The sequence below is a fragment of the Vreelandella sp. 162(4c) genome (assembly GCF_058152265.1).
Genome location: NZ_CM176981.1, coordinates 2,816,871 through 2,842,791, shown reverse-complemented (window position 1 = coordinate 2,842,791; position 25,921 = coordinate 2,816,871). Strand labels below are relative to the sequence as shown.

General features: G+C 52.4%; 27 protein-coding genes. 14 read left to right on the top strand and 13 right to left on the bottom strand.

Annotated elements, in window-relative coordinates:
- Positions 1-22 precede the first annotated feature (22 nt).
- Entirely contained in the window at positions 23-1,372 is a 1,350-nt protein-coding gene (fucP, locus tag AC4EYZ_RS13125) for an L-fucose:H+ symporter permease (RefSeq protein WP_474192746.1), read from the bottom strand.
- A 312-nt stretch (positions 1,373-1,684) separates the two neighbouring features.
- On the opposite strand from fucP, the gene AC4EYZ_RS13120 reads away from it, so the two are divergent.
- On the top strand, positions 1,685-2,101 hold the full coding sequence (locus AC4EYZ_RS13120; RefSeq protein WP_474192747.1) for a PaaI family thioesterase: 417 nt from the start codon (positions 1,685-1,687) through the stop codon (positions 2,099-2,101).
- A gap of 11 nt (positions 2,102-2,112) precedes the next feature.
- Here the strand turns inward: AC4EYZ_RS13120 and AC4EYZ_RS13115 are convergent, their stop codons facing one another.
- The 3 genes from AC4EYZ_RS13115 to AC4EYZ_RS13105 all read right to left on the bottom strand — a co-directional run bounded on the left by AC4EYZ_RS13115 (position 2,113) and on the right by AC4EYZ_RS13105 (position 4,862).
- Positions 2,113-2,556: a DUF411 domain-containing protein gene (locus AC4EYZ_RS13115; protein ID WP_027957966.1), complete on the bottom strand. Its 444-nt coding sequence runs from the start codon at positions 2,554-2,556 to the stop codon at positions 2,113-2,115.
- Positions 2,557-2,790: 234 nt separating this feature from the next.
- A complete protein-coding gene (locus AC4EYZ_RS13110) occupies positions 2,791-4,203 on the bottom strand; it encodes an ATP-binding protein (RefSeq protein WP_490203815.1) in 1,413 nt (470 codons plus the stop codon).
- Entirely contained in the window at positions 4,200-4,862 is a 663-nt protein-coding gene (locus AC4EYZ_RS13105; RefSeq protein ID WP_009286204.1) for a response regulator, read from the bottom strand. Before AC4EYZ_RS13105 ends, AC4EYZ_RS13110 begins: the two co-directional genes overlap by 4 nt.
- Positions 4,863-5,079: 217 nt before the next feature.
- Here AC4EYZ_RS13105 and AC4EYZ_RS13100 point away from each other — a divergent pair, with 217 nt between their 5' ends.
- From AC4EYZ_RS13100 to AC4EYZ_RS13085, 4 genes are all read left to right on the top strand, one after another.
- Positions 5,080-6,270, top strand: coding sequence for a glycosyltransferase family 9 protein (locus tag AC4EYZ_RS13100; RefSeq protein WP_027957969.1), 1,191 nt, complete (start codon positions 5,080-5,082; stop codon positions 6,268-6,270).
- A 77-nt stretch (positions 6,271-6,347) separates the two neighbouring features.
- The gene (locus tag AC4EYZ_RS13095; RefSeq protein WP_081742678.1) at positions 6,348-6,725 is read left to right on the top strand and encodes a diacylglycerol kinase; all 378 of its coding nucleotides are present in this window, start codon (positions 6,348-6,350) and stop codon (positions 6,723-6,725) included.
- Entirely contained in the window at positions 6,707-7,393 is a 687-nt protein-coding gene (locus tag AC4EYZ_RS13090) for a phosphatase PAP2 family protein (protein WP_035539266.1), read from the top strand. The genes AC4EYZ_RS13095 and AC4EYZ_RS13090 overlap by 19 nt, the downstream gene beginning before the upstream one ends.
- Before the next feature lie 24 nt (positions 7,394-7,417).
- Positions 7,418-9,088 (top strand): phosphoethanolamine transferase, encoded by a 1,671-nt coding sequence (locus AC4EYZ_RS13085; RefSeq protein WP_474191734.1) that lies wholly within the window; start codon positions 7,418-7,420, stop codon positions 9,086-9,088.
- Between the two features lie 478 nt (positions 9,089-9,566).
- Here the strand turns inward: AC4EYZ_RS13085 and AC4EYZ_RS13080 are convergent, their stop codons facing one another.
- Positions 9,567-9,950 carry a DUF423 domain-containing protein gene (locus AC4EYZ_RS13080; protein ID WP_474191735.1) on the bottom strand — a complete coding sequence of 128 codons (384 nt, stop codon included), beginning with the start codon at positions 9,948-9,950 and terminating at the stop codon, positions 9,567-9,569.
- A gap of 137 nt (positions 9,951-10,087) precedes the next feature.
- Here AC4EYZ_RS13080 and thiS point away from each other — a divergent pair, with 137 nt between their 5' ends.
- Genes thiS through trmB form a run of 3 tightly spaced genes read left to right on the top strand, consistent with a single transcriptional unit; the run spans position 10,088 to position 11,900 of the window.
- The gene (gene thiS / locus AC4EYZ_RS13075; RefSeq protein ID WP_022521266.1) at positions 10,088-10,294 is read left to right on the top strand and encodes a sulfur carrier protein ThiS; all 207 of its coding nucleotides are present in this window, start codon (positions 10,088-10,090) and stop codon (positions 10,292-10,294) included.
- 10 nt (positions 10,295-10,304) lie between these two features.
- Complete coding sequence (locus tag AC4EYZ_RS13070) at positions 10,305-11,114, top strand: thiazole synthase (RefSeq protein WP_474191736.1); 810 nt, start codon at positions 10,305-10,307, stop codon at positions 11,112-11,114.
- A 15-nt stretch (positions 11,115-11,129) separates the two neighbouring features.
- Positions 11,130-11,900, top strand: coding sequence for a tRNA (guanosine(46)-N7)-methyltransferase TrmB (trmB, locus tag AC4EYZ_RS13065; RefSeq protein ID WP_400669676.1), 771 nt, complete (start codon positions 11,130-11,132; stop codon positions 11,898-11,900).
- Positions 11,901-11,964: 64 nt separating this feature from the next.
- Here the strand turns inward: trmB and AC4EYZ_RS13060 are convergent, their stop codons facing one another.
- Positions 11,965-12,567, bottom strand: a complete 603-nt coding sequence (locus AC4EYZ_RS13060; RefSeq protein WP_474191737.1) for a glutathione S-transferase N-terminal domain-containing protein — start codon at positions 12,565-12,567, stop codon at positions 11,965-11,967.
- 41 nt (positions 12,568-12,608) lie between these two features.
- Positions 12,609-13,526, bottom strand: coding sequence for a LysR family transcriptional regulator (locus AC4EYZ_RS13055; protein ID WP_039857665.1), 918 nt, complete (start codon positions 13,524-13,526; stop codon positions 12,609-12,611).
- Positions 13,527-13,753: 227 nt separating this feature from the next.
- On the opposite strand from AC4EYZ_RS13055, the gene AC4EYZ_RS13050 reads away from it, so the two are divergent.
- Genes AC4EYZ_RS13050 through argE form a run of 4 tightly spaced genes read left to right on the top strand, consistent with a single transcriptional unit; the run spans position 13,754 to position 18,003 of the window.
- Positions 13,754-14,719: a Bug family tripartite tricarboxylate transporter substrate binding protein gene (locus tag AC4EYZ_RS13050; protein ID WP_174788340.1), complete on the top strand. Its 966-nt coding sequence runs from the start codon at positions 13,754-13,756 to the stop codon at positions 14,717-14,719.
- Between the two features lie 59 nt (positions 14,720-14,778).
- On the top strand, positions 14,779-15,282 hold the full coding sequence (locus AC4EYZ_RS13045) for a tripartite tricarboxylate transporter TctB family protein (RefSeq protein ID WP_474191738.1): 504 nt from the start codon (positions 14,779-14,781) through the stop codon (positions 15,280-15,282).
- A 25-nt stretch (positions 15,283-15,307) separates the two neighbouring features.
- Positions 15,308-16,780 carry a tripartite tricarboxylate transporter permease gene (locus AC4EYZ_RS13040; RefSeq protein WP_039857670.1) on the top strand — a complete coding sequence of 491 codons (1,473 nt, stop codon included), beginning with the start codon at positions 15,308-15,310 and terminating at the stop codon, positions 16,778-16,780.
- A 35-nt stretch (positions 16,781-16,815) separates the two neighbouring features.
- Positions 16,816-18,003, top strand: coding sequence for an acetylornithine deacetylase (argE, locus tag AC4EYZ_RS13035; protein WP_141440352.1), 1,188 nt, complete (start codon positions 16,816-16,818; stop codon positions 18,001-18,003).
- A 22-nt stretch (positions 18,004-18,025) separates the two neighbouring features.
- On the opposite strand, the gene AC4EYZ_RS13030 is transcribed toward argE, so the two are convergent.
- From AC4EYZ_RS13030 to AC4EYZ_RS13015, 4 genes are all read right to left on the bottom strand, one after another.
- On the bottom strand, positions 18,026-19,039 hold the full coding sequence (locus tag AC4EYZ_RS13030) for a 2-hydroxyacid dehydrogenase (RefSeq protein ID WP_474191739.1): 1,014 nt from the start codon (positions 19,037-19,039) through the stop codon (positions 18,026-18,028).
- A gap of 5 nt (positions 19,040-19,044) precedes the next feature.
- Positions 19,045-19,956, bottom strand: a complete 912-nt coding sequence (gene thpD, locus AC4EYZ_RS13025; RefSeq protein WP_141440350.1) for an ectoine hydroxylase — start codon at positions 19,954-19,956, stop codon at positions 19,045-19,047.
- A 160-nt stretch (positions 19,957-20,116) separates the two neighbouring features.
- Positions 20,117-21,279 (bottom strand): IS3 family transposase gene (locus AC4EYZ_RS13020; protein WP_490203814.1). Its coding sequence is split into 2 segments (ribosomal slippage): positions 20,117-21,024 and positions 21,024-21,279, totalling 1,164 coding nucleotides; the frame shifts between segments, so codons are not numbered across the junction.
- 582 nt (positions 21,280-21,861) lie between these two features.
- Positions 21,862-22,776 carry an AEC family transporter gene (locus tag AC4EYZ_RS13015; RefSeq protein ID WP_474192891.1) on the bottom strand — a complete coding sequence of 305 codons (915 nt, stop codon included), beginning with the start codon at positions 22,774-22,776 and terminating at the stop codon, positions 21,862-21,864.
- Between the two features lie 106 nt (positions 22,777-22,882).
- Between AC4EYZ_RS13015 and AC4EYZ_RS13010 the strand changes: the two genes are divergently transcribed.
- A complete protein-coding gene (locus tag AC4EYZ_RS13010; protein WP_039857676.1) occupies positions 22,883-23,386 on the top strand; it encodes a hypothetical protein in 504 nt (167 codons plus the stop codon).
- 5 nt (positions 23,387-23,391) lie between these two features.
- The gene (locus AC4EYZ_RS13005) at positions 23,392-23,985 is read left to right on the top strand and encodes an SCO family protein (RefSeq protein ID WP_022521260.1); all 594 of its coding nucleotides are present in this window, start codon (positions 23,392-23,394) and stop codon (positions 23,983-23,985) included.
- Between the two features lie 13 nt (positions 23,986-23,998).
- Here AC4EYZ_RS13005 and AC4EYZ_RS13000 read toward each other — a convergent pair whose 3' ends face one another.
- The gene (locus tag AC4EYZ_RS13000) at positions 23,999-25,105 is read right to left on the bottom strand and encodes an alpha/beta hydrolase family protein (protein ID WP_138799524.1); all 1,107 of its coding nucleotides are present in this window, start codon (positions 25,103-25,105) and stop codon (positions 23,999-24,001) included.
- A 3-nt stretch (positions 25,106-25,108) separates the two neighbouring features.
- Positions 25,109-25,789 (bottom strand): BamJ family beta-barrel-assembly machinery protein, encoded by a 681-nt coding sequence (gene bamJ / locus AC4EYZ_RS12995; RefSeq protein ID WP_009286218.1) that lies wholly within the window; start codon positions 25,787-25,789, stop codon positions 25,109-25,111.
- Between the last annotated feature and the right edge of the window lie 132 nt (positions 25,790-25,921).

Sequence of the window (25,921 nt, the reverse complement as noted above, 5' to 3'; positions counted from 1 at the left end):
GACAGCCCTGCCACCTTCAGCACTAGGCTATATCTTCAGCACTGGTCGACACTGGCGTTGGATGGCGCAAGACATAGGCGCCATAACCAACGATAACCAGAAAGCAGCCGGCCACTACCAAATAGCTAACTCGGGCTGAGGTCATGTCGACAACCCACCCTTGCAGCGGCGGGATAAGCGCCCCACCTACGATCGCCATGACCAGCCCCGCCGCACCATACTTGGTGTCTTGGCCGAGACCTTCGAGCGCGATGCCATAAATAGTGGGAAATAAAAGTGAAATGCAGGCACTTAACAGCACGATAGCGATAGCGCCAGCAACGCCGCCACTGACCACGGCAAACACAGACAACCCTACGCCAAGCACGCACATTAGCGTCATTAACATACGAGGGTCGAAGCGCCCCATCAGGCCCACCATGATGAAACGGGAAAACAGGAAGATCAGCAGCGATGCCTGGAGCCAGTACCCTGCTATAGTGCTGTTAACCCCAAGGTTTTCCGTGATGTAGTGGAGCGTGAAGGTCCACGTGCAAGTTTGGGCGGCTACATTGAAGAACTGGGCGACCACACCGAAAGAGTAGCGTCGATTCTTCAACAACCTACCCAAACGACTACCTGGCAGCTTCACCACTTCCCTCTTCCGATCCGCCATCAGCCCCTCATGCTCCGGCACCCGCACCATGGCGATGGCAATCGCGATGACAATATAGAGTAATGCCAGAGTGATATAGGGCCCCATCACTGCCTGCAGCTCCATTGACTGCATACTCTCAAGCTCTTGTTGAGACAGAGCAGCACGATCTACTGCTGTGGCAGGATTGACGTGAGGGAGAATAAAGATAGCGGCTAACAAGACGCCCAGGTTAGACCCAATAGGGTTGAAAGCCTGGGCAAAATTGAGTCGACGCGTGGCGTTGTGGCGTGGCCCCATAGCCATCACATAGGGGTTTGCCGATGTTTCCAAGATAGATAGCCCTGCCGCCAGCGTAAACAAAGCAATCAGGAACATGGCGTAGGTCATCACGATAGAGGCGGGATAGAACAAAAAACCACCCGTGGCTGCTAGCAAAAGGCCAATCAGCACACCACCTTTGTAACCCAGCTGCGAATTGATCCAGGCTGCCGGGATAGCTAAAGCAAAATACGCTCCGTAGTAAGCAAACTGGACTAACGAAGATTGAAATGCACTCATTGAGAAAACCGAACCAAAGACCGAGACCAATGGATCTGTTAGGTTTCCAGCCAACCCCCACGCCGCAAAACAGAGGACGATGAGAACGAACGGCAAGCGCATACCTTGGTGAAGAAACGACTCTTTTTCGAGTTCAGATTGGTTCGCAGGCGGTGCTGCAGTGAGATGAGATTGCACGAGTGACTCCTTATTGTATTATTTTTACGACACCAAATTGATCTGATGAATTTTGGATCAAGGTAAAAATAGCTAAGTCCACCGCATATGGCAAGCGTCTCTGTTTAAGCTCTTCTGCAAAGCATATTTCTGCCAAGCAAGGCGGCGGGCATTACAGCGACACCGTTACGAGCAAATCACTGCTACAAACAAGCGCAGAATGCTATAACGGCCAAGGGGAAGGGGTATGGAGAGGCTAGATGATTAATGCTGATAGCTTGCTGGCGACAGCAAGACCAATGAGTTACCTGACTAATTAATAGGAAAACAACAATGACCGTAATGACTGCCGAGCAAATCGAACACTTTTTAGACGAAGTGTTTCCCCAGCGGATGGGCAAGATAGAGAGCGTGGGCGAAATGACGGCCACCCTGCGCTTGAAGATAGGCAACGAGCATCTGCGACCCGGTCCACGGGTTTCCGGGCCCACCATGATGGGCTTTGCGGATGTAGCTATGTATGTGGCGATATTGGCGCAGATTGGCCCCGAACCCATGGCGGTGACCAGCGACTTAAACTGCCACTTCCTCCGCGCAGCGTCAGGTGATCATGACATTATCGCCCACGCCAAGCTGATCAAACTCGGCCGCCGCTTAGCGGTGGGCGAAGTTCAACTCTTCTCAGTCAGCGACGAAACGCGCCCCGTGGCGCATGTCACCGCCAGCTATGCGCTGCCCGAAAAGCCTTAAGGGACCGTCAATTACGGCGCCAACGTCATAAACGGCTCATCTTGTTGGTCGCTAAAGGCGTAAACGTTATAGGGCTCGCTCTGAGGCCCCGGCATACCCGGCGTACCGATGGGCATCCCCGCCAGGCCAATGCCATCTATGTCGGGTTGCTCTTCAAACAGCTTGGTAACCGCTCCCATCGGCACATGGCCTTCAATCCAGTAGTCACCTATTTCGATGGTATGACACGACCCCAAACCATAGGGCACACCCGCCTGCTGCTTGATATCCCCCAGCTCTACGTCATCTACAATCGTCACTTCTACACCAAGCTCTTCAAGATGGCGCGCATATTCGTCACAGCAACCGCACTGGGGGTTTTTATACAATGTGGCCTCGTCCGGCAACGCAGCTTGAGCCGAGGCGGCTCCTAGGAGTAAAGCACTAGATAAAACCGTAGCGGTAAAACGTTTCATGAGCGATCTCCTTGAGGTGTATGACTAAACCAATAGCTGGCCAGCAGGACTATACCCAGCTCTATCAGCCATAGGCCCTCAGTCATAAGCTCTATCAACAAAAAAGTTAGTGGCATCCATTAACTTTTTATCTTACAACCTATAGGTAGCCCCAAGGTCAAGCGGCAAAATAGACGCAAATCTGACTTTGGGCGCATGCATAGAGGAAAATATAACCCACAGCCCTCACCTACCTTAGATGGCTTGCAGCTTGTTTTTTCCCCACGTAACACTGACCGCTAGCCCGTTGGGCATGCGGTTACTAAGTGCAAGGCGTGCGTCTTGGCGCTGAGCCAACTCCGAAACAATCGACAAACCCAATCCGCTGCCGGTAGTACCCTGACCAGACGCGCGCCTAAAGCGCTCAGTGACTTTATCCAATAGTGCCTCGGGGAGTCCGGGGCCAGTATCTTTCACAATAAGTTGGGGAAAACCCTCCTCAAGCGCCAATTCTACCTCCACCCAGCCGCCTTCTGGCGTATAGCGCAAGGCATTATCCAGTAAGTTACGAAAGAGAATTCCCACCTCGACTTCGTCGGCACGCACCTCCAGCCGGGTTAATCCTGTTAGCCTCAAATGCTGATCTCGCTCTTCAGCGAGTGGCCATAGCTCTGCTACCAATTCAGCAACAATAGGATAGAGATCGATAGTGGCCGGTGAGGTTGTGGCTACTTGATCCAAACGAGCCAAAATAAGCAGTTGTTCTACCACCCGCTGCAGCCGTTCTACTCCGATATAAGCCTTTTTTAATGATTGCTCTCCCCCCTCCTGCGCGTTATCCAGATGAATTCTCAGCGCTGCTAAGGGAGTACGTAATTCATGGGCCGCATCTGCTGTAAAGCGCCTCTCGCGCTCTAACGTTTCTTTCAACCGGGCGATAAAGTCGTTTAGCGATTGGCGTAATTCATTAAGCTCTTGAGGAACCGGGTCATCAATTTTACGCAGGTCGTGGGCGGAGCGGCCTTGTACCTGGTTGGAAAGCGCTTGAATGGGCGCAATACCTCGCCGGATAATACGACTCATCAGCCAAAGGAGGAGTGGAAGCAAAAAGAGCATCGGCAATAAATTGTTCCAGGTGATGCGCTCCACCACTTCATCATGAAACGAACCTCGCAGCCCCATGCTGATCCAGGTATTGCTGGCAACATCGAACATGCTGAAAACCCGCCAACGATGACCATCGTAGCTTTCCCAGCGAAAACCCTCCTCTAAAGGCGCGGGGAAAGGCCCGGCATCATTCCATTTGCCCCCTAGAAGCCTGGGTGAGCCATCGGCATTCCAAAAACCCAGTACTAATTTAAGCTCTTCCTCGTGGTAAAGCTTGATACCTGATTCAAAGCTGCTGTCGGGCACTGTGTTACCGTCGCGATATAGCTGAGCCGGATGTTCTGGAAGGCCCATGCGCGAAGCCAGTCGAACATAGTCGTCAATGGTCGCGTTGGGATCGAGTTGGCCAGCCACAATCCGGCTATGCAGACTAAGCTGTGTATCGAGAATTTCTTCTAGCTCGTGATCCGTAATTAAGTAGGCCGCGGTAACCGCGACTCCCCCGGCGACAACCATGGTAATGGCCAGGGTACGAAGTAGATAACGCCGTATCGATATCATTGTGCTTGGCTATCCAGCCGGTAGCCAATTCCGCGCACATTAATGATCAAATGTTTTTCAAGTTTTTTACGCAGATGATGAATGTGAACTTCCACCGCATTGGACTCTATCTCATCGCCCCAACCGTAAAGCAAACTTTCTAAACGAGGACGAGATAGCACTCTGTCGGGATGCCTAGCTAGCTCTAACAACAAGGCATACTCCCGTCGGCCCAACTTTACGTCTTTGCCCCGCCAACTCACCGCATGACGAGCCTCATCAATACTCAGTGCACCCAGCGTCAACATCTGCGAGGCGCGTCCCTCAGCGCGCCGCATTACGACACGCAAACGGGCAAGCAACTCCTGCAAATTAAATGGCTTGAGTACATAGTCATCCGCCCCAGCATCTAAGCCGCCAATACGGTCTTCCATCGCATCACGGGCCGTCAAAATCAGAATAGGCAGAGTTGATTGCTGACGGAGTAAATGCAGTACCTGCATACCGTCCATATCGGGCAGCCCAAGATCCAAAATAATCACACTGAAGGTCTCGCTATTGACAGCATTGATTGCTTCACGCCCAAGCATAAACCAATCGACTGTATACCCCTCTCGCTCCAGGGCTGTCTTAATGCCATCCCCAAGCAGGGGATCGTCTTCTATCAGCAGTGCGCGCATTTTGCTTCCTCAATCGTCAAACCTTTATCGTGGATGCCAAAACTTAAGCTTTTCTTAAATACGGAGACTTATAACCCACAAAGTAGTTTCGTCTAAACTAAACCAGTAAGCCTACCACCCTATTTTTGTAAAGCTCTTACACAGTTTAACTCTTCTTTAAGTTATTAGGCTCATGCTGCCTCTTCCGACGTGGGAAAAGCCAAAAGAGCGCCAGAGCATGCATTTACTAACCCTCATTAGAACAAACTATTACTTAAAAATAATGGCTCGTGGTTTAGAAAAAGGAATGAAACGATATTTACTGAGAGGTATACGGTATATCGTCAAACCGCCTGCGCCAGAAACCATCGACAGCCTTGTGGGTATAGAAAAAATTCTAATTATTCGCCCCAATTTTCGTCTGGGAAATGCGCTAATCAGCACCCCTGTCATTGATGCTTTTCGTGAACGTTTTCCTTCCGCACGCATAGACTATCTAGCGACGGATAAAACTTTTCCACTGTTGCAACAACGACCTATTGACCATTTTTATTTACTGTCGAGATCCGCGATCCTTCGTCCTTGGAAGTGTGTGACATTATTACGACGCCTAAGGGCTCAACGTTATGATCTAGCGGTACAAGTGAGCGGAGGATCAACGAGCGGTTTTATAGTGACCCAGTTAATAGGGGCACGGTATAGCATGGGTTCACGTAAAGGTCACCAGCGATGGTACAGCATTGAGGCGGAAGGGAAGTCATCACATGCCTACGATGCCATCATTAATTTAACACATCAGCTCGGTGTCGCTTGCCGTAATCGGCCATTGCTCCAGCTAACGAAGCAGGAGCGCTCTCAGGCAATGACGAAGATAAGACAGCTAACCAGTCTTCATAGCGATCACCCATCAGATACTGACTTTATTGCTATCTTCGTAGGTGGGCATCAAAACAAACGTTGGCCGTTGGCATTTTGGCTAATGCTCATCGATGCCATGGAAGCCCACAAAATACGCTATGTCGTTTTCCTTGGGCCCGAGGAGTTTAGGCTTCTAGCACCTATTGAGCAGCGTTTAAAGTCCTCCCTCTACGGCAGCTTATGCCCACCTCTTCCTATCCGTCACTTTGCCGCCGTTTTGGAGCGTGCCCAATTACTCGTGACACCAGACTCAGGGCCTATGCATTTAGCGGCAGCGCTCGACGTCCCCACAATATCCCTGGTACGCCAGCAAAAATCTCTCGCCTTCGTACCTCGAGAATCCTATGACACCATCCTTTGGCGCCCAGAGATCAACACGGTAGTAGAAGCCATACAAGCTAATGTTGACGGGCAAGCCTCAACGCCCCCCGGTCAGCCGACCTCTGTAAAATACTATCCAAAACAGTACGTAACACCACCACCTAGTGCAGTCCATACGTACGCCCGTTAATGAATGAAAGCGCATAACTATTCGTTAAGTTTTGCGCTTTATAGTGGCCCTAATATTACGTCACCGAGTCTACCGCCTTGCATATTTCCACTACGCCAAAACCCAATGGCAAGGGTTTTAAACGTATTTTCCGTGCTTCTATTAATGCAGTTTCTGGTTTAGAAGCTTGCTGGAAAAATGAATCCGCTTTTAGGCAAGAGGTATTGCTATGCCTCATCCTCTACCCCTTTATATTTTTTGTTAATGTCACTTGCGTGGAAAAAGCGTTGCTGTTTTTTTCACTTACATCTGTATTGATAGTGGAACTCATCAACTCCGCCATCGAAAACACTATTGACCGCATCGGACTTGAAAATAACGAACTTAGTGGGCGAGCTAAAGACATGGGAGCAGCCGCCGTCATGTTGACAATTCTCATGATGGTCGGTGTGTGGCTATGCGTACTGCTAAACTAAACTCCCTCAAACCCTTGGTAACTGTTTGGCTTTTATTTTTGGCAGCCATGTCAGTTTTTAGTGTTTTAGGCATAGATTTTTCGCTAGCTGATTTTATATATCATCTTCAGGGTAATACTTGGGCATGGAAAGACACCTTAATTACCCAAGATATTCTTCACAAAGGCGGTAAGTGGCTAAGTCTGGCTATGGGATTAGCCACACTTCTTCTATTGATACTAAGCACCACTGCTACTCGTCTTAAAGACTATCGCACTCCACTTTTTTATCTTTTTTCTGCAACGCTTGTTTCGGCATTACTTGTGGCGACTATTAAGCACCTGGTGAGCATGGAATGCCCTTGGGATTTAATTCGCTATGGAGGGGAACGAAACTTTATTGGCTTGCTCGACATACGCCCTCCTGTAATGCCAGCGTCCGCTTGCTTTCCAGCCGGGCATGCCAGCGCAGGATATACGTGGATAGCACTTTACTTCTTTTTGGCCGCCACACTGCCCCGCTGGCGATGGGCAGGGCTTGTGCTGGGTTTAGGGCTTGGCCTTACGTTTGGGATCACTCAACAGTTACGCGGGGCGCACTTTCTGTCCCACGACCTCTGGACCATCATGATTTGCTGGACTGTAAGCTTTGCCCTTTCAAGATTTTTATTACCTCCCAGAGTGCATTAATTTTTTCACACAGAGAGCCTTTCGATGCCCCCTTTGTTGTCCTTGCCTTTAAAAATTGTTTACACCGCTGGGCATTATCGTCCCATATTGAGCACGGAGCAACTTGTCTTATGGGCCGTTGTCATATTCAGTGTTTTTTACAATGCGCCTTTTTGGCAACAAGCCCTTGTTGGCTATGATCTTCTTGCAGTTCAGACGTGGCTTACCTTCGCCAATATGTTTTTGGTAATGACCTGCATTCATTTTTTGGTCTTCGTTAGCCTTGCTGTTCGAACATTGGTAAAACCCCTATTAATCTTACTGTTTCTAATAGCCGCCTTCGTCAGCTACTTTACCACTTACTATGGCACCTATTTTGATACTTCAATGTTAGACAATGTGCTTCAAACGGATACTAACGAAGCACGGGAGCTTCTTACAGCTGGCTTGCTGATTCATTTGGCAATCTTTTTTGGTTTGCCTACCCTTATCATTTGGAGAGTTAAAATCGCGCCTTCAACCTGGAAGAAGGCTGTTTTGCGCCGCTCAGCTTATTACCTCGCCAGTACGACTATATTGCTGTTAGCGATCGTCTTATCTTATCAAGAAGTATCGTCACTCATGCGCAACAATAAAGAGCTTCGCTACTTGGTGACTCCAGGCAATTATATTGTTTCGATGGCGCAGGCAGTTTTCAGCCAGCACGCTTCCGCAAATACGGTGCGCTCCCCAGTGGGAGAAGATGCCCGTATCAGTTCACAAGTGGGTGACAAACCCACGCTGCTCGTCATCGTGGTGGGCGAAACGGCGCGGGCGGTGAATTGGGGGTTAAATGGTTATGAACGTCAAACCACGCCCAAACTTGCCCAACAGCCCGACGTTATTAATTTTTCAGACGTTACCGCATGCGGCACCAGCACGGCTGCCTCATTACCCTGCATGTTTTCATTACCGGGGCGTGCCGATTACGTTAAATTCTATGCTCAGCAACATGAATCCTTACTGGACGTATTAGCACACGCCGGTTTAGAGGTCACCTGGCTTGATAACCAGTCGGGCTGCAAAGGCGTCTGCGAAGGAGTGACGACAAAAGCACTCTCTCCAGAGGACTACGCTTCTTTATGCCAAGATGGGCGCTGCTTGGACGAGGCACTGGTTCAAGCCTTAACCATGCAAATTAGCAGCACCCCAACTGATCAGGTGATAGTGCTGCATCAGCTAGGCAACCATGGCCCCAGCTATTACCAGCGTTACCCTGCTGACTACGAACGTTTTGTTCCTGCTTGCACCACCGCTGATTTAGCGAAGTGCTCAAGAGATGCCATTACCAATAGCTACGACAATGCCATTCTATATACCGACACTGTGTTGAATCAGGTAATTGAGACGTTAAAGCGTCAGGATGACTACGCAGCTGCGATGATCTATCTCTCTGATCATGGTGAATCACTGGGTGAAAAAGGGCTTTATTTGCACGGCATTCCCTACGCCATTGCCCCCGACGAACAGACGCATGTGCCTATGGTTTGGTGGCTTTCCAGCACCTTTTCACAGCAGCAAGGGCTAGATACGGACTGCTTACGCCAAATTTCCGGCCAAGCCGCCTCACACGATAACTTATTTCACAGCGTGCTGGGTTTGCTTGGCGTATCAAGTACTGTTTACCAGCAGGAACAAGATATTAGCCAAACGTGCCGACAACCCAACAGCAGTTAAACGCGTAAGTAATCGGTAATTATTCAGTGGCAAAATTGATTCAGCCTCATCACAACTAAGGTGCGTCGGCATGCTCATAACTCTTTTATCAAAGACTCACCCATTTTTTGAAAGGCGGCTCTTATCAACAAAAAAGACAGCACCTGAGGATTCGATAAATAAGGATGATACTGCTCTCATTTTCAAGCAATGGTTTTCATTTCGGTTATGCGTAGTTTTAACCAGCTTGCTAAGCGCTCTCCTCGTGCTATTTGAGATAGAGTCACTTGAAGTCATTATCGCTATTTTCAGTATTGGGGTTAGCAGCACAGCGCAGCTATTGAGGTTAGGCAATACAAGCACAGCTATGTGTAGCCTTCTTTACCCTTTACGGGGCGAGGTGATTGAGACCCTGGACGCGATAGGTATGGCAGGCGTTGGTACTGTGGTTGTTTTATATCTTTTAATCTAACTGCTCTGCGCGAATAGCCCTTATCTGTTAAGTGCGGCTGCATAATAACGCTATCACCCCAAGCGCCAGCCAACCGGCCATCAACAACAGCCCGCCAATGGGAGTGACAATGCCAAGATTCAGTCCTGCCAGTGCCATCAGGTAGAGCGAGCCCGAAAAGCACACCGTGCCTAGTGCCCACAGCACCAGCACCCAACGCTGACCGGCAAGCGGCTGCACTTGACGCCATACAAGCACTATCATGATGGCAAGCGTATGCCATGCTTGGTAGCGCACGCCGGTTTCAACGGCACTCACCATCGTTTCTGTGGTGCGCGCCGCCAAACCATGGGCTGCATAGGCGCCTAGCATCACCAGTATGGCGCCTGAAAGGGCCGCTATACACCACCACACTTTATCTGTTCGCTGCACGCTGCTCTCCTACTCCTATTATGGTTGGCATACATCACGCTGTTTGCACCTACGGCTTACCTTGCGCGGTGTGAAACCGCTACAATAGAGAATGCCTTAGAGAACGAACTACCACGACGAATGAGACACGCCTATCTATGTCTATCCAGATACGTCTAAACGGTGAACCCCATACGCTGTCGACCGGCCTAACCGCCGCTGACTTAGTTGAACAGCTGGGCCTTAGCGGTCGTCGTATCGCCGTCGAAATTAACGAAGAGATCGTCCCCCGCAGCCAGCACGCCGACACCCGCCTGGTCGATGGCGACCACGTAGAAGTTGTCCACGCGATTGGCGGCGGCTAGAGGAAACACTATGACCCAACAAACGCATGTAGCGCTAGCCGATACTCCGCTAACCATCGCCGGACGCGATTTTCAATCGCGCCTGCTGGTGGGCACAGGCAAGTACAAAGACTTTACCGAAACCGGCGCCGCCATTGCCCAAAGTGGCGCTGAAATTGTGACCTTTGCGGTACGCCGTACTAATTTAGGCCAGGATGCCGATGCGCCCAACCTGTTAGACGCTATTTCCCCCGATCGCTACACCCTGCTGCCCAATACCGCCGGTTGCTACACCGCTAAAGATGCGGTGCGCACCTGCCGTCTGGCCCGCGAGCTGCTCGACGGTCATAACCTGGTCAAGCTGGAAGTGCTCGGCGACGATCATACGCTTTACCCCAATGTGGTCGAGACGCTAAAAGCCGCTGAAACGCTGCTCGCCGATGGCTTTGACGTCATGGTGTACACCAGCGACGATCCTATTGTGGCACGCGAATTAGAAGCTATGGGTTGCTGCGCCATCATGCCGCTGGGCTCACTGATTGGTTCGGGCCATGGCATTCAGAACCCACACAACGTGCGCTTGATTGTGGAACAGAGCAACGTACCGGTACTCGTGGATGCGGGCATTGGCACCGCTTCTGATGCTGCCATGGCCATGGAGCTAGGCTGTGATGGCGTGCTGCTCAATACGGCCATTGCCCACGCCCGCGAGCCGCTACGCATGGCCAACGCCATGAAGCTGGCCGTGGAGGCCGGCCGGGATGCGTTTTTAGCAGGCCGTATGCCGCGCCGCCAATCCGCCGATCCTTCTTCACCTTTCGCTGGCCGTATTAACGGTTAATTGATTCGAGACCCCATGACTGAACCCAACGATACCGTACCAGAAAGTCACACCGCGCCCGAAAGCAACGCCACCACAGGCCCGGAAGGTACGGATGCACCGCTGCACCGCCGCGGCATTAAAAGCTACGTGATCCGCGCGGGTCGTATGACCCAGGCCCAGAACCGTGGCTTAGAAGATATCTGGCCGCGTTTTGGCCTGACCATCGCCGATGGTCGTCAAGACTTGGACGTCCTGTTTGGCCGTCAGGCACCGCGGGTAGTAGAAATCGGCTTTGGCATGGGCAACTCGCTGATAGAACAGGCCGAGACTCATCCAGACACCGACTTTATCGGCATTGAAGTCCACGCCCCTGGCGTTGGCAAACTGCTCGATGAAGTCGATAAGCGTGGTCTCACCAACCTGCGCGTTTACCGCGAGGACGCCCTGGCAGTGCTCGAACAGTGCCTTCCCGAAGGCTCGCTAACCACGCTGCAGCTGTTCTTCCCCGACCCTTGGCCGAAGAAGAAGCACCACAAACGGCGCATCGTGCAGCCTGCCTTTGTTGAGCTGATTCGCACTCGCCTGATGCCTGGCGGCACCTTCCATATGGCCACCGACTGGGAAGCCTACGCAGAGTGGATGGCCGAGGTAATGGAAGCGGCCCCCGGCTATGCCAATACCGCCAGCGCGGAAACCGCCCCGTATGTGCCGCGCCCGGCGTTCCGCCCATTGACCAAGTTTGAAGCCCGCGGCGAGAAACTCGGCCATGGGGTTTGGGATTTGATCTATCGCCGGGAGGGGTGAATCTACGGGCTGTCTCCACCTCGCGATGGCCTAGTCTTTATGCGCTATCTGAAATAGTGGGTTCCTACTCAAATTCAGTCAGCGCGAAGCTCTCACCCTCCACCACCTTCGCCTGCCAGGCGTGTAGCGTCGGGTAGCGGTTTTGCCAATCAAAGGCTGGTAAGCGGAAGCTGATATACGCCAGCGCAACGGCAACGGTAATCGCCCCTAGGGTGCGCTGGGCACTGCCCGCTAGCACGCTGGGGTGGGCATTGAGTGTTATCAAGGTGCGTTCGATCGCTTTTAAACGGCGCTGCCCCAACAGCGTCGTATCCACTTCATTACCAGCATACTTACGGCCGATCACCACGTTGAAAGCGGCGTCCATCAAGCCCTGCCCCAACCCTGCCAGCACCAGGGTTTCAGCTAGTGCTTTACTGGGCATCAGAGATGGCCCTTCACCCACTGCATCCAGATAGTGAGCAATCAACAACGACTCGGTGATGACGTCTCCTTCATCGGTTACCAGCGTTGGAATACGGCTAAGCGGCGTAATCTGTACAAGCTCGCTATCCGCCGCCCAAGGGTCACACCAGCAAAGCTCAGTGCGCTCGATCAGCTGCTTTTCATAGAGACACACGCGCACAACACGTGCATAGGGAGAAGAGGTATTTAAATAGAGCTGCATGGGGCGGTCTCCTGTTAAGTCATATGTTTGTCGTTACTGTTTTATTTTAGTGAAGTTAGTATTCCCATTTGATGCAAGCTATCGATTTCAGCGTATATCTCTTCGCAGAAGGATTCAGCCACATTACTTAACGGCTTGTGTTTAGATTTAAGTAAGGCAATTTCCCACTCAATGGTTGGCTCCATAGGCTTTGATACAACGGCTGTTCCCTGCAACAGCAGTTCTGCAATGGGATCAATCACTGCGACCCCAAGTCCGCGATCAACTAATGCGCACACCCCCCGCATATGGCGCATTTCAGCGGCAATATGCCGCTTTATATCCACTGTCTGCATAATGTAATCCACGCGGGCACGCAGAGGACTATCCGCCATCAGCTCTACGAATGTCTGGTTTTGTAAGCTAGTAAGCGCCACCACATCTTGCTTAGCAAGGGGGTGCGTACGATGCATGATGCACCTGGCAGAACAGCGTGCAAGACTACTAACCGTTGCTCCATAAGTGTCTGCTTCAAGCGTTATTCCCAGCGCCACATCACAGGTATTGTTGTCGATCATTTTAAGCAACTCTTGCAACCCGGCATCGATGACCCGAACGCCTACATTAGGGTGATTTTGTTTAAAGCGCTTAATGACATCGAGTAAAAAGGTATCGCAAAAAATGGGTTGTGCAGCGACTACGACACTGCCCAATTGGTTATTAGCAATAGCATCCGCGTCTTTTTGAGTATCTCGAATACTCGCCATTAGCCGTAAAACGGACGCGTGGTATAAAAACGCTTCTGACGTTGGCGAAAGCTGATTGCGGGCACGTTTGAACAAAGCAAAACCCAGCTCGTCCTCTAACCCGATGAGCAAACGACTTACCATTGACTGGCTGATTCCTAACGTTTCTGCAGCCGCTTTCGTGGTGCCATGCTTCATGAATGCATCAAAAGCTTCAATTTCTTTTATTTTCATGGTGTTAATCCCACTCAAGAAGTCTTTTACTCAATAAACAGCGAATAAAAACAACGTTTATAAACAATAAGCTTGCAACTTTGGCTCACCACTAGAACAAAATCGAATACTAAATCGAATTGTTGCAACAAATTTCATACCTGTCTATGTTAAAAGCGCTGGGTTCAAAAATGCTATTAATAAATCCACTCCATGAAAGCTATGCAACAACGATTGCGGAGATAAGTATGAAACTCACCTTAAGCTTAGCGGCAGCAACGCTGCTCGCTGCCTCCACCGCCTATGCTCAGAGCTACCCTTCCGAACCCGTCACACTGGTAATCCCTTATGGCCCAGGCGGCGCCTCCGATCTGGCCGGTCGGGCGCTAGCGGAGTCGGCTCGCGAATATTTAGGACAGCCTGTCACGGTCGTCAATCAAGCTGGCGCAGGTGGAATGACCGGCGCTCGCGATGTGACACAAGCTGACGCCGATGGTTACACCCTGCTGTTAGCCCGCGTCGGCATGGCTCTATCACCGGCGGTCAACGAAAACAGCAGTGTTGATTGGGATGAGTACACCTTCATCAGCCCGCTTGAAGCCACACCGATGATTCTTGCCGTGGCTGAAGACTCTCCCTATGAAAGCGTTGAGGATTTACTGGAAGGCATCGAAAACGACCCTGGTGCGATGAGCTACGCCGCTTCCGGCGCCACCGCCATTGATGGCTTTACGGTGCAGTCGCTACTGGCTGACGCGAAAATGGATCCGCTGACGGCGGCTACGTTGATTCCCTACCGTGGGGGCGGCGAACTCGCAACAGCATTACTGGGTGGGCATGTTGATTTTCTCGCCATCGCGGCAGCCTCTCTGATGCCGCATATCGAGAGCGGTGACATGCGTCCGTTAATGGTGTTCTCACCAGAGCGCATGGAAGCACTACCGGACGTGCCGACGGCTGAAGAGTTGGGTTATGAGTTGGCTGGCCAGGTGATGGGGTGGAGCGCGCTGTATGGCCCGCCAGATTTACCTGAAGAGGTCATGAATACCTGGGCAGAGGTAATGGAGCAGGTGGCTGAAGATGAAATGTGGCTCAGTCGTGCTGACGATCGTGGCTCAATTTCCACTATTGGCAGCGTCGATATGGAGACCTACGCAAAAGAGCAGTATGAGTTTTATCGCACCTTAGCGGAACAGTTTGGCTATCTAGAGTGAGTCAGCGTTAGGCACCACGTTGTCGTCACTGCATACATCATTTCATCACTGGAGGGGTCATGGGTATAACACGCGGTTTAGTTATTACGGTGCTGTTCGGTATCGTGCTGTTTTTACTGATACCCGCCTATGTGCCCCGCCCGCGCTTTATTCCAGGGTTCGCGCCACCGCCTGATATGTGGCCACGCACGGTATCCATGCTCGGCATGGCACTGGGCATACTGCTCGTCGGGCTTTCTTTTTCACGCAAAACCGAAGTAATCGCTGACCCTGAAGATGCCAGCACCATCCGCGGTGACACGCCACTTGTCACGCTGCTCACCCGCTTCGGCTGGACGGTACTCGCCTTTGCGCTCTTTATCGGTTCAGTGATGCTGCTCGGTTTTTTGCTATCGAGCATTCTGCTGTTAATGGCGATGCTGATATTGACGGGTTATTGGCGCCACAAAGTGGTGGCGGCCATCGTTGCCGTTGCACTCCCACTGGTCCTCTACCTGTTTTTCTCCAGCGCACTCAATACGCGTTTCCCTGTCGGCAGCCTTTTCAAGGCTATCGGTATTTAACTTACCGCGTATAGGACTGACCACTATGCTCAACGACCTGCTGGTTGCCTTCCAGGCGGTTGCCACCATTGAGAACTTTCTGATCATGGCCGCCGGTATTTGGGGCGGCGTGATTATCGGCGCTATTCCAGGCATGACCGGCACCATGGCGGTGACGCTGGCGCTGCCCTTTACTTTTTATATGCAGCCGATTCCGAGCATTTTGTTACTCGTCGCACTGTACAAAGGCTCGACCTACGGCGGTTCGGTATCCGCGATATTGATCAAAACGCCAGGCACTGCTTCGGCTGCCTGCACCACCCTTGATGGCTACCCATTGGCCCAGCAAGGCAAGGCAGGCAAAGCCCTCAACATGGCGCTCTATTCCTCCTGTACCGGGGATTTTATTTCCAATCTTTCGCTGATTTTTATTGCCGCGCCACTGGCGCTACTTGCGCTGCGTATTGGGCCACCCGAATACTTTATGTTGATGATTTTCGCACTTACCACCGTCGCTGGGGTGTCAGGGCGCTCGCTGCTGCTTGGGCTTGTATCGGCGTGCTTAGGGCTACTACTAGCCACAGTGGGCGAAGATATGTACGGCTCGTTCCGCTTTGATCTAACCGTGGATATGCAGAGCGGTCTTGCCGTTGCCCCCGTACTCATTGGTCTGTTTGCGATCCCAGAGCTGCTTAAAATTATTGTCTTTCGTAACAATCAAAGCCATAAGCCCATGCAGTTGGGCGATAACCGCGTAACGCGAGACGAGCTGCGCCGATCCTTAAAGGCAATGCTCAAAGGCAGCATGATTGGTGTTGTGATGGGGGCCATTCCCGGCATAGGGCCTTCGGCGGCGGCTTTCTCCTCCTACGGGGAAGCACAGCGTAGCTCAAAGAATCGCGAGAACTTTGGTAAGGGCGAACTAGAAGGGATCGCAGCATCAGAGTCCGCTAATAATGGTTGCTGTGGCTCCACCATGATCCCTTTGTTAGCACTGGGCGTGCCGGGCGATGTGATTACGGGCGTGATGCTGGGCGCCTTTATGATTCACGGCATGACCCCAGGCCCTATGCTATTTGAGAACAACCTTCATGAGGTTTACATGCTGTTTATTGGCATGTTGTTCTCTTCTGTTTTGCTGTTTGGTGCTGGTAAAGCAACGATGCGCTTTTTCTCGCATATCTCGCGCATTCCCCCCGGCTTAATGGCGCCGATCGTACTTGCTCTGTGCGTATTCGGTATTTTTTCGATCTCCAACAGTATGTATGACGTCATCGTACTGCTAGCGATGGGCATATTTGGCTTTTTCATGTTCCTGTTCGCCATTCCCGCCGCCCCCTTTTTAATCGCCTTCATTCTTGGCCCGATGCTGGAAGAGAACCTGCGTCGTGCCCTTGCGCTCTCTCGCGGTGATCCAAGCATCCTGGTGTCGTCGCCTATCACCTGGTTATTCGCTTCGCTGGCGATATTCGTGGTGGTAGTGACAATTCGTCAGCAGCTTAAAAAAGCCAAGGTCTGAGCCAAAGATTCCCTTATTGCCAAGGATTTAACGCTATGCAAGCTAGTGCTACGCCTAACGCTCACCCGCAGTTGGAAGCCGCGATATCACACCTCACCGACCTTATCGCTTACGACACAACGAGTGCTTACTCCAACCTCGAGCTTATTCATCACATCGAGAGGTTCTTCGCCAGTCTTGGCGCGGATGTGACGGTGCTGCCCGATGAGAGCGGCGAAAAGGCCAATTTAGTCGCCCGCCTGGGGCCGGCCGACGCAGCTGGCATCGTCCTCTCTGGTCATACGGACGTCGTACCCGCCAACCCGAAGAACTGGCAGAGCGACCCTTTCAAAATGGAGCAACGCGGCAACCGCTTGTTTGGTCGTGGTACCTGCGATATGAAAGGCTTTGCAGCCTGCGTTATGGCGGCGGCACCGGCGTTTGCCAACGGCGAACTACACCGACCTTTCTATTTCTGCTTCTCTCATGATGAGGAAGTAGGCTGCCTGGGTGCCCCCGCCATTGCTCGTCACTTAGCCGAGCTCAAGGTGCCACCAGCTCTGGCGATTATCGGTGAACCCAGCGAAATGAAACTGATCAACGGCCAAAAGGGCAAAATCGCCATGCGGGTGACGGTGCGCGGAGAAGGGGGCCACTCATCGTTCTCCCCTCAACACGTCAATGCGGTGGAGTATGCCTCGCGTATCATCACCATGATCGCCGAGCGATCACGACGATATGAGCAAGATGGCCCCTTCGACCACGACTTTACCGTCCCCCACGCCACAACGCTGACCACCATAATAGAAGGCGGTGTGGCGACCAACGTTACCCCTGATACCTGCAGCTTTATCTTTGAGCTACGCAGCATTGATCAGGAAGCAGCCGCCACGGACATTCAAGCACTGATCCGCGATATAGAGACTGCCCTACTCCCCGAAATGCAGCGCCAATCAGCCGATTCCGCCATTGAGTGGCAAGAGCTATTTGCCTACCCCGCCATGGGGGACGCCACCGACAGCGATATGTTCAAAAAGCTTGAACCCATTCTTCCCGAGCGTGGCGGCAAGGTATCTTATGGCTCAGAAGGCGGCGTGTTCGAGATCGATGGCGGCATACCCTCAGTGATTGTTGGGCCCGGCTCTATTCGCCAAGCCCACAAGCCCGATGAGTTCATAGAAATTGATCAACTTAGCCAGTGCCTAGCATTCTTAGATGAATTAAATGCTTGGATGAAACGCTAACGCCCCCATGAGTGAAGGTGAATTATGGGGTAGTCACTCGATGAAGGGTTCCGCTACCGCGTTCAAAAGCGTCAATATTAGCCAACGTCGTCTCGGCGATATTGGTTAGCGCTTCGGCGGTGAAGAAGGCTTGGTGTCCGGTGATCAGTACATTATGGAAGGTCGTCAGGCGCATAAACTGGTCATCGTTAATCACGCCTTGAGAGAGGTCTTCGAAGAACAGCTGCTCTTCCTCTTCATAGACATCCAGCCCTAAGCGGCCGATTTTGCCGCTTTTCAGGCCTGCTATGACGGCTTGGGTATCGACCACCCTTCCGCGGCCGGTATTGATCAGCATGACGCCTTCCTTGATCAGCATGACGCCTTCCTTCATTTGCGCGATGGCATCGGCATCAATCAAATGGTGAGTCTCAGGCGTCAACGGGCAGTGCAGCGAGATAATGTCGGCGCTGGCAAACAGCGTTGCTAGCGGCACGTACTCAACAAAGGATTTAGCATCCGGGCTGGGAAACGGGTCGCTGGCCACTACCCGGCAACCAAAGCCGTGCATAATATCGGCAAAAATCAGCCCAATATGCCCAGTTCCAATAATGCCTACCGTTTTACCGTGCAGGTCGAACCCCAGCAGGCCATCCAGGGCAAAATTGCCCTCCCGCACACGGTTGTAAGCGCGATAAGTCATGCGATTAAGGCTCAGCACTAGGGCGACCGCGTGTTCTGCCACTGCGTGGGGGGAGTAGGCAGGCACCCGTACCACTGTGATGCCTAACCGTTCGGCGGCAGCCAAATCAACATGGTTGAAGCCCGCCGAACGCAGCGCCACTAATCTTGTGCCACCGTTATGCAGTTGCTCTAACACGGCGGCATCAAGGCAGTCATTCACGAAGGCGCAAATCGCGTCAAAACCGTTGGCTAAGGTCGCCGTGTCTTCAGTTAAACGCGCCTCAAAAAAGCTTAAGTGGTGGCGTTGCCCCGAGTTGGCGCGTGTAAGAAAAGTGCGGTCGTAGGGTTTAGCACTAAACACGGCGATGCGCATGGGCTTTACTCGTTGAGCGGTTTTAGCGGCTCCCAATCCGAACGATTAGCTAGAAATTCCGGCCTGGGCCGGTTACCGCAGTAAGGGTCGTGCAGCGTGTTTTCAACACTGTTGTAAACAAAGAACAGATTACTTCTCGGCCAGCAAGACATATTTATGTTCGAGCCGTGCATGGTATTGCATTCAAAGATCACCAGCGAACCGGCAGGCCCCTTGGGAGCTTCGATATCGTTTTCTAGCATTATCTCGCGAAGGCTACTGGCTGGGGGCACGCCCACCTCTTGGCTTTTCAGCGACTCTTTATAGTTATTTTCCGGCGTTCGTCCGACACACGGAACAAAATAATGATGCGAGCCAGGGATCAACATTAATGGGCCGTTAAATTCACCGTTGTCAGTGAGTACGATGGAGCAACTTAACGCACGCATACGTGGCATGCCGTCTTCGCTATGCCATGTTTCAAAGTCGGAGTGCCACTCAAACCCTTTGCCTTTAAAACCTGGTTTATAGTTAATCCGTGACTGATGAATATATACATCGCTGCCAAGAAGTTGCTTAACAATCGCCAATAGCTTGGGATCCTGGGTCAAGCGCTGAAAGCGTTTTGAAACATCGTGGATGCCGAAAATAGTACGAATCTCTTCACGCCCAGGTTCAAGAATAGTGCCTTCTGAAAGTTTCAGATCAGCATCGTCTTCATATTCGCGCAGTTCTTTAAGAAAAACCTGCATGTCATCAGCGTCAAAAAATCCTTCAAACGATAGAAATCCCTTTCTTTCGTACTCATCAATTTCTGATTTGCTTAAGGGGCCATTCGCAAGCTGTGACTCATCGCCGTATACCACCGGATCGATGCGTTCAAACATTCCCAACTTTCGTTCCAAGCGAGTAGGGAATAAGTCTTGTGTATCGTTCATGGCAAACTCCTCCGTTAGTATCCATGTCAAGTAACGCTTTTAGGGGCTACTTATAAAACGTAGACGCCAAAACGCACCACAGCAATAACGCTATGTCAGCCGGCTCATCGTGCCAGCAATCATCGTTTTTAAATTCATGTTTTTAAAACAAGTGTAGTGGTCAACTAATCCCGGACAGTAATTTAAGATTTTCCTCAGCCACAACGGGAGGCATGCCACCGTTAAACGAATGAGGGCGCTGCTGGTTGTAGTAACCCATCAGATATCCACTAACGTCTTTCTTGGCCTCAGGTAGATTTCGATATCCCAAAGCCGGTATCCACTCCGATTTCAGGCTCCGGAACAGCCTTTCCATCGGCGAGTTGTCCCAGCAGTTGCCACGTCGGCTCATGCTTTGTTTAATTCGATAGCGCCAAAGTCTTTGGCGGAACTTGCGGCTTGCATACTGACTACCCTGATCGGAATGGAACATGACGCTCTTTGGCTGACCACGTTGCTCCCAAGCGTGATCCAGCGCTTTCACAACAAGATCTGCATCTGGGCTGGACGAAATGGCCCAGCCAACAACACGACGAGCATAAAGATCCAACACAACGGCAAGATAGCTCCAACGCTGGCCACTCCAGATATAAGTGATGTCACCACACCAGACCTGATTGGGCTGGTCTGGTATAAATTTGCGGTCAAGATGGTTCGCAATATCAGGTCGCTCAACGGTCGCCTGCTTGTAAGCATGAGGGCCCGGCTGCTTACAGATCAACCCCATTTCGCTCATCAAACGCCGAACCTTGAAACGACCAATGGTGACGCCTTCTTCGTTGAGCAAACCCTTGATCGAGCGGCTACCAGCTGAGCTGCGACTCTTTTTGAAAAGGCGGTTTACCTGAGCTTTTAAGGCCAGACGCTCAACATACACGCGGTGCCGCCGCTGGCGGTACTCGTAGTAACTGGAGCGGCTAATATCAAACGCGTTACAGACCATTTCAACAGGCATTTGCTCACTCAACTGGTCTATCAGCGCGTACGATTCATGTCGTCCGACATCAAGAGAGCAGTAGCCTTTTTTAGGATGGTTTTTTCCATCTCAAGGCGTTTGCAGCGAGCCTCAAGCTCCTGAATACGCTGCTGTTCTGGGGTTAACGCTTTGCCCTTAGGGGTTACTCCCTGACGCTCGTCCGCAAGCTGGTGAACCCAGCGTCGGAGGGCGCTTTCACCGACACCCAACGAGGTACAAGCTTGGGGATAGCTGTACCCTTGATCTAGTACTAGGCTGGCAGCTTCCTGCTTAAATTCAGGCGAAAAAGTACGTCGTTTCTTGGTCATCAGACACCTCGCTTATGGTGGCAATATTACCACCTACGTTGGTGTCCGGTTTTATTGAACCACTACAAAGAGACGGAAAGCGAGGAGCGGGAGTCGAAAGGCAGTATAGGAAGCGAGAGGGTAGCAGGGGCTAAAAAAAGAAAGCCGCTCCAATGGAGCGGCAAAAAGACCGTGACTAGCAATGAGAGGGAGAAACCATGACAGGAAACTGGCGGTTTCTGTCCTGGTTGCCAGCGTCTCATCAAACGCTGACAACCACAATGTAATAGTTCTCATTTACCGCGTCAATACAAATACGAATATTTTTTATTACCACTTGCTGATAGCAAAGATCGCACCCGCAGGAGATGAATAAGAAACTGGAACCCATAAAAAAGAAAGCCGCTCCATTGGAGCGGCAAAAAGACCGTGACTAGCAATGAGAGGGAGAAACCATGACAGTAAACTGGCGCTGATTCTGAAATCAACAGCTGTCCTGGTTGTCAGCGTCTCATCAAACGCTGACAACCACACTGTAATGGTTCTCATTTACCTCGTCAATACAAATGCGAATGTTTTTTATTTAACTTTGCAGCCTCGCTGTCAACTAACCAGCTGCAGCCAAAAAGGCAGGGTGAGCATGGCCAATAGGGTTTGGCCCGTAATGATCGCCGCCATCAACTCGGCATCGCCACCCAGTTGACGGGCTAGGATATACGCCGAGGTGGCGGTGGGCAGTGCTGCAAACAGCAGCGCTACGTCGCGGCTTACGGGATCCAGCTGCAAGATCCAGGTGAATGCCAATACCAGCGCGGGCATGAGCAGCAGTTTAACGCCATTGGTGGCCAGCACGCCGCGGTCAATGCGTAGCAGTGCCGCTGGGCGCAGCGCCACACCCACGGCCACCAACCCCAACGGCAGCGCCGCACGCCCCAGTAGCTCTACCGTATCTTGACTCCAGCCGGGCAAACCAACGTTCGTAAGGTTCAGACCAATGCCCGCCAAGCAGGCAAGGATCAATGGGTTTTTAATCAGCGCCATCACACTTTTACCTACGCTAGCACCGCCGAATGTGCCAGCGGCGACAAAGCTGGCCACACACATCACGTTAACTACTGGCACCATTAGTGCCACGGCGACGGCTGCGGTGGTCGCTCCTAAGCTGCCGTGTAGCGCGGCGGCGCCAGCAACGCCCACATAGGTATTAAAACGTACCGCGCCTTGAAATACCGACGTAAACGCCGCAGGCGTTAGCTGTAGCCAGCCACGTAAACGCCAGAGCAGCAAGCCAAACAGCGCCATCGCGCCCAGCAGCACCAGCGCCAAGCGGCCGACCGGCACTCGGCTTACATCCGCAGTGGCCAAGGTGCTTACCAGCATGGCGGGAAACAGCACAAAGTAGATCAGCCGCTCCATCTGCGGCCAAAAGGTGTCGCTGGGCCAGCGCCAATAGCCAAGCACGGCGCCCAGTAAGATCAACAGAAATAGTGGGCCTAAAGCGCCAGTGATACTCTCCATTTATGTCCCTTTTGCCTGCGACATCCCAGCACAGCGATATCGGTGCGATTACTGTTACCATGGCAATGATTCCCCGCCCCACGGCTTGCGTAGCGATTATTCTGCCATGAAGATGACATCAAAACCTGCACACTCAGCGGGCTTTCCTGCCTTAAGGGTACTGATATTGGTCACTGGCTTGGCGCTAGCGGCCTGCGCGTGGTATGCCTTTTCACATTGGCTCCACCGCGACAGTGATGTGACATGGTTTCCACCCACATCAAGCTGCAACCTGCATGCCGCGCCCTGCTCCGCCACCTTGGGCGATAAGGGCCGCATCACGTTCGCGGTTCAGGCAAATGGGCGAATCGATGCACTAGAGATATTACCACTGGAAGTGGAAGTCGATGGTGTAACGGCCACCCAGGTCGAGGTAGATTTTATTGGTCGAGATATGGATTTGGGGCTACACCGTTTTGCCCTTAGCGCAGGTGCACCCGGCCATTTTCAAGGTCACGGCCAAGTAGGGATTTGCACTCAAAGCGTTATGCCTTGGCGTGCACGTGTCATACTGGAAACCGCAGAAGGCAAGGTAGGCAGTTGGTTCGATTTTGACGTAATTCGGAGTTAACGCATATGGCAAGGAAACCCTTATGGCTAGGCACCGGTTTAGTCGCGGCTTTACTGGTGGTCAGCGGTATAGGCCTCTATCAGTATGCCTTCGCCCCCAAAGAGGGCGAACCGGTAGGAGGCCCAGTTGAACTGCCCTCTACCCAGGGTGATTTCTCGTTAACCCAGTTAGATGAAGATCAAGTCGCGATACTCTCCTTTGGCTACACCTACTGTCCCGACATTTGTCCCATGACCCAATCGGTTAAGCGTCAAGCCCTGGCCCAGCTCTCTGAGGAGCAGCGCGAGCGTGTAGTGCCGGTGATGGTCACCGTTGACCCCGAACGCGACACCATCGCGCGCATGCAGGAGTACATGGGCTTTTTCGGCGAGGAGTTTATCGGCGCGGTGGGCAGTCAGGAACAGCTTGAGGATGTCGCCTCACGCTATGGGGTGATCTGGCGGAAAGTCGAAGCGCCGGATTCAGCAATGGACTACACCATTGATCACAGCGCCTCGCTCTTTTTGGTTAATCGCGAGGGCGATATTCTGCAGCGAGTGCTCTACTCACCGACCCCGCACGGTTTAGTCTCCGCATTAGAGAGCGAACTAGACGGTTAAGCGAAGTCTCTTCTTAATCGGTTTGTTCAGGTGCCGCCTGTAAACGATCCAGCATCGCCAGCAGCGCGCCAATTTGGGTACCGCTACGGGTGTCGTGCTGGGGGCTTAACTGCCAGGTACTTTCAGCAAACCCCCACCAATCCCAGCAGCCCTGGGGGTTCGCCATACTGCTTTCTGCCTGAGGATAGAGCACGATTTGCTGATGCGCTGCCGCCCAGGCATTAAGCCCGGTGTAGCGTATGAACGTATCGCCAATGGCCTCTGCGTTCATTTGGCAGCCGTGCAGCGCCAGCGTTACCGGGCACTCCCCCGCATCACAGCCTTCGGGTATAAACACATAGCCGGTGTCCGCTAGGCCCTTGACCGCAAACTCTGACTGATCAAACGCGACTAGTTCGCCCCCTTGCTCATCCTCTGGCTCACGACTAGACTCGCCAGCGTCCGAGGCTGCTCGTTCGGGGTAGAGCCAATCCAGCATTTCTCCAGCAATATCGTCATCGCAGGATAACAGGAAACTACCGCCACCCTGTCGGCAATCGCCCCACTCCTGGGGCCCGGGAGCCGCTTCACTGGGTAAGCGTATCGGCCAGCCATGTCCCGCATTTTCACTGCGCGCAACGCGTAGCTGATCAGGCGAAGCAAGCCACTGCTGCCACTGCTCAGCAAGCAGGTCGCCGAGCTGTGGCTCAACCACTTCATCCTCTTCACCGTGCCATAAGTAGGCCCTGAGCTGGCTAAGCGCCTCAGTGCTGCCAACCTGTTCAAGCTCAATATAGCGCTGGTGGCGAGCCTCCAATTCATCCAGCGAAGGCACGCCACGGCGGGTCATCATGCATTGATTAAGCGCCAAACTCAGCGAGCCCTGCGCGCAACTCCAGGGCCCTGCTGCCAGTACACCTAGGCCACTAAACCGCTCGGGCCAAGCCACCGCTAGCTGGGTCGCCATATAACCGCCCGACGATACTCCCACTACGCTGGCCTGCTCACTCGCAGCACTCAGGGCGGGCAAATCCTCAGGCTCACTGTCCGTCTCTGCCTGCGCTAGCAGCGGCGTGCATAGACCTAAGCAAACCAGTGCCTGAGCGAGAGAATGCAGGTTAGAAGAGGGGGTTGAAGTCATCCCTTATTCGACGCCTAGCAGTTCAACGCGGAAGGTCAGTACTTCGTTAGGCCCGATCGGCCCTTGACCATTTTTGCCGTAAGCAATATCCGCAGGGATATAGAGCATCCAGCTATCGCCAACGCTCATCATCTGCAGCGCTTCCTGCCAGCCTTCGATCACCTGATTGGTCTGGAAGCTGACGGACTCACCGCGCTCAAAAGAGCTATCGAAAACGGTGCCATCCAGCAGCATGCCTTCGTAATTCACTTCGACGGTATCTTCAGGGCCAGGCGTGGCACCATCGCCAGATTCAAGCACTTCATACTGCAGGCCAGAGTCAGTCACGGTCACTTCTTCGCGCTCAGCGTTCTCGGCTAGGAAAGCTTCGCCCTCTTCGAGGTTTTTCTGTGCCATCTCTTCAGCTTCCGCTTCACGCGCTTGCATGGATTGCTCTTGGAACGCCATCAACGCTTCGGTCATCTCTTCTTCACTGAGCGCCAGGTCATTACCTTCAAACACATCGCTCATGCCGTCGTGGAACGCATCCAAGTCGAGGTCTTCGATGTCTGCCTGCATGCTTTCACCCAGGGTCACACCCAGGCTGTAAGCCAAGCGCTGTTCATCGGTTTCGGGCGCTGCCGCGGCAAAAGGGGCAACCAAAAGCAAACCTGTCAGAGCTGTAGTAGAGAGCAGTTGTTTCATGAAAGATCCTTTTTATAGCGGCGCCGTACGCCGATCAGTGTCATATAAAGACTAACACCCACCGCCCCGAGCTGCATCTTCGGGGAGGTGGGCGCCAATAAGACCACAAAATGGGAGAGAGGTTTAGCGGAT

Coding starts and splice junctions, on each gene's coding strand:
- AC4EYZ_RS13120 (WP_474192747.1), top strand. CDS start 1,685: ATGACCGTAATGACTGCCGAGCAAATCGAACACTTTTTAGACGAAGTG.
- AC4EYZ_RS13115 (WP_027957966.1), bottom strand. CDS start 2,556: ATGAAACGTTTTACCGCTACGGTTTTATCTAGTGCTTTACTCCTAGGA.
- AC4EYZ_RS13110 (WP_490203815.1), bottom strand. CDS start 4,203: ATGATATCGATACGGCGTTATCTACTTCGTACCCTGGCCATTACCATG.
- AC4EYZ_RS13105 (WP_009286204.1), bottom strand. CDS start 4,862: ATGCGCGCACTGCTGATAGAAGACGATCCCCTGCTTGGGGATGGCATT.
- AC4EYZ_RS13100 (WP_027957969.1), top strand. CDS start 5,080: ATGCATTTACTAACCCTCATTAGAACAAACTATTACTTAAAAATAATG.
- AC4EYZ_RS13090 (WP_035539266.1), top strand. CDS start 6,707: ATGCGTACTGCTAAACTAAACTCCCTCAAACCCTTGGTAACTGTTTGG.
- AC4EYZ_RS13085 (WP_474191734.1), top strand. CDS start 7,418: ATGCCCCCTTTGTTGTCCTTGCCTTTAAAAATTGTTTACACCGCTGGG.
- thiS (WP_022521266.1), top strand. CDS start 10,088: ATGTCTATCCAGATACGTCTAAACGGTGAACCCCATACGCTGTCGACC.
- AC4EYZ_RS13070 (WP_474191736.1), top strand. CDS start 10,305: ATGACCCAACAAACGCATGTAGCGCTAGCCGATACTCCGCTAACCATC.
- trmB (WP_400669676.1), top strand. CDS start 11,130: ATGACTGAACCCAACGATACCGTACCAGAAAGTCACACCGCGCCCGAA.
- AC4EYZ_RS13060 (WP_474191737.1), bottom strand. CDS start 12,567: ATGCAGCTCTATTTAAATACCTCTTCTCCCTATGCACGTGTTGTGCGC.
- AC4EYZ_RS13055 (WP_039857665.1), bottom strand. CDS start 13,526: ATGAAAATAAAAGAAATTGAAGCTTTTGATGCATTCATGAAGCATGGC.
- AC4EYZ_RS13050 (WP_174788340.1), top strand. CDS start 13,754: ATGAAACTCACCTTAAGCTTAGCGGCAGCAACGCTGCTCGCTGCCTCC.
- AC4EYZ_RS13045 (WP_474191738.1), top strand. CDS start 14,779: ATGGGTATAACACGCGGTTTAGTTATTACGGTGCTGTTCGGTATCGTG.
- AC4EYZ_RS13040 (WP_039857670.1), top strand. CDS start 15,308: ATGCTCAACGACCTGCTGGTTGCCTTCCAGGCGGTTGCCACCATTGAG.
- argE (WP_141440352.1), top strand. CDS start 16,816: ATGCAAGCTAGTGCTACGCCTAACGCTCACCCGCAGTTGGAAGCCGCG.
- AC4EYZ_RS13030 (WP_474191739.1), bottom strand. CDS start 19,039: ATGCGCATCGCCGTGTTTAGTGCTAAACCCTACGACCGCACTTTTCTT.
- thpD (WP_141440350.1), bottom strand. CDS start 19,956: ATGAACGATACACAAGACTTATTCCCTACTCGCTTGGAACGAAAGTTG.
- AC4EYZ_RS13015 (WP_474192891.1), bottom strand. CDS start 22,776: ATGGAGAGTATCACTGGCGCTTTAGGCCCACTATTTCTGTTGATCTTA.
- AC4EYZ_RS13010 (WP_039857676.1), top strand. CDS start 22,883: ATGAAGATGACATCAAAACCTGCACACTCAGCGGGCTTTCCTGCCTTA.
- AC4EYZ_RS13005 (WP_022521260.1), top strand. CDS start 23,392: ATGGCAAGGAAACCCTTATGGCTAGGCACCGGTTTAGTCGCGGCTTTA.
- AC4EYZ_RS13000 (WP_138799524.1), bottom strand. CDS start 25,105: ATGACTTCAACCCCCTCTTCTAACCTGCATTCTCTCGCTCAGGCACTG.
- bamJ (WP_009286218.1), bottom strand. CDS start 25,789: ATGAAACAACTGCTCTCTACTACAGCTCTGACAGGTTTGCTTTTGGTT.